This is a genomic window from Candidatus Symbiopectobacterium sp. (assembly GCF_020054415.1).
Taxonomy (GTDB): Bacteria; Pseudomonadota; Gammaproteobacteria; order Enterobacterales; family Enterobacteriaceae; genus Symbiopectobacterium.
The window spans coordinates 1-2,047 of sequence record NZ_JAHWCO010000013.1; the positions used below are offsets into that span (position 1 = coordinate 1).

Genomic DNA, 2,047 nt, shown 5'->3' on the forward strand with positions numbered 1-2,047 from the left:
CTGACGACGGTAACGCTGATGGCCACTTTTGCCATAACCGTGTTTTTTCACAGGAGATGTCTGTTCACAAAACGGGCATCTTACATCAACTTTAGCCACTGTATTCCACATCCAAAACCGGACATTTCACACTGCAATCAAAATATTGAATACACGACCATCATGGGAGCCTGTTTCGCGTTGTTGGGCGTAGGTAGCGTCGCTAGGGCGGAACAGATCGGTTCTGTAGATACGGTTTTCAAACTGCTGGGGCCAGACCATAAAATTGTGGTGGAAGCCTTTGATGATCCTGATGTTGCGAACGTTACCTGCTATTTGATCTGTGCTAAAACCGGCGGTATCAAAGGGGGCTTAGGTTTGGCAGAAGATACCTCCGATGCTGCCATTTCCTGCCAGCAGGTTGGGCCGATTACGCTGTCGGATAAGATAAAGAAAAGTGATGATAGTGGCACGGTGGTGTTCCAAAAGCGCACGTCACTGGTGTTCAAAAAACTTCAGGTGGTTCGTTTCTATGATGAGAAACGCAACGCCCTGGTCTACCTGACGTATTCCGATCGTTTGGTCGACGGCTCGCCAAAAAACGCCTTGAGCGCGGTACCAATAATTCCCTGGGGCAAGAGCGAGTAGTGTCTTAGGGAATAATCGGTGCTGATATAGAAAAAAGGCAGAAACCAGAGGGTTTCGGCCTTTTTTAGTCACTGGCGGCGCGACGTTAGTCTTCCAGATCGCCGCAGAAACGGTAGCCCTCGCCATGAATGGTGGCGATGATTTCCGGCGTATCGGCTGTAGATTCGAAATGCTTACGAATGCGGCGAATCGTCACGTCCACGGTGCGGTCGTGCGGTTTCAGCTCGCGGCCGGTCATTTTCTTCAACAGTTCAGCACGGGTCTGAATCTTGCCAGGGTTTTCGCAGAAGTGCAGCATCGCACGGAACTCGCCGCGCGGCAGTTTGTACTGCTCACCCGCTGGGCTAATCAGCGAACGGCTGTTGATGTCCAGTTCCCAACCATTGAAACGGTAGCTTTCTACCAGACGACGCTCTTCGCTCACACCGCCCAAATTCATGGTACGGGACAGCAAATTACGTGCACGGATAGTCAACTCACGTGGGTTAAACGGTTTGGTGATGTAATCATCAGCACCTATTTCCAGGCCGAGGATCTTATCCACTTCGTTATCGCGCCCGGTCAGGAACATCAGCGCGACGCTAACCTGTTCACGCAGTTCGCGTGCCAACAGCAGGCCATTTTTGCCGGGCAGATTGATGTCCATGATCACAAGATTGATATCATGTTCGGACAGGATATGGTGCATCTCAGCGCCGTCAGTGGCTTCGTGAACGACATATCCTTCAGCCTCAAATATGCTCTTGAGGGTGTTGCGAGTTACCAACTCGTCTTCGACAATAAGAATGTGCGGGGTCTGCATGTTTGCTACCTAAAATTGCCAACTAATTATAGAATTCGGAAGTACATAAGTCGCCATCGGTCTTTTCGTGCCCGCACGCCTGGTGCGAGATTATAGGGCTCTTACCGGAGCTTGAGGCGCAAAGAACACGCTCACTCTCGCAATGTAGACTAAAGTACGCAAATACGTTCCTAGTGCATGCCTGACTTCAACCGATGCGGCACGTTGCTACAGCAACGACATCTCCGCGTATCGGTTGCCTGACGCTGACAAAATTCCGCGTGAATCAGTTGCGCGGGCAGCGCCAGTGCTTTCTACGTGATAACCGGCGATATCAGATGATAATCAGGCTAACTCAACTACGCCTAAAGTGGTGCATAGTTTAACCTTATTAACAGCAACATAACAGTAAGCGCCGATTTTGAACGCTCACAAATCTACGGTTCCGTTGACATATATCAAATTTCATTGTAGCACGTTAACTATTTTGTGAAAAATACGGTCGTGTATTCAATATGTTGATTGCAGTGTGAAATGTCCGGTTTTGGATGTGGAATACAGTGGCTAAAGTTGATGTAAGATGCCCGTTTTGTGAACAGACATCTCCTGTGAAAAAACACGGTTATGGCAAAAGTGGCC

General features: G+C 49.2%; 3 protein-coding genes and 1 pseudogene. 2 read left to right on the forward strand and 2 right to left on the reverse strand.

Annotation, left to right across the window (positions count from 1 at the left end; translation table 11 throughout):
• Window positions 1–99, reverse strand: a 99-nt coding sequence (locus QZ506_RS00415; protein ID WP_367272947.1) for an IS1 family transposase, incomplete at its 3' end; no start/stop codon positions are given.
• A gap of 45 nt (window positions 100–144) precedes the next feature.
• On the opposite strand from QZ506_RS00415, the gene creA reads away from it, so the two are divergent.
• Complete coding sequence (gene creA, locus QZ506_RS00420; protein WP_291968302.1) at window positions 145–627, forward strand: protein CreA; 483 nt, start codon at window positions 145–147, stop codon at window positions 625–627.
• Window positions 628–712: 85 nt separating this feature from the next.
• Here the strand turns inward: creA and arcA are convergent, their stop codons facing one another.
• Window positions 713–1,429, reverse strand: coding sequence for a two-component system response regulator ArcA (gene arcA, locus QZ506_RS00425; RefSeq protein WP_291968301.1), 717 nt, complete (start codon window positions 1,427–1,429; stop codon window positions 713–715).
• A gap of 539 nt (window positions 1,430–1,968) precedes the next feature.
• On the opposite strand from arcA, the pseudogene QZ506_RS00430 reads away from it, so the two are divergent.
• Window positions 1,969–2,047 (forward strand): annotated as a pseudogene (locus QZ506_RS00430) (IS1 family transposase); the annotation flags it as partial.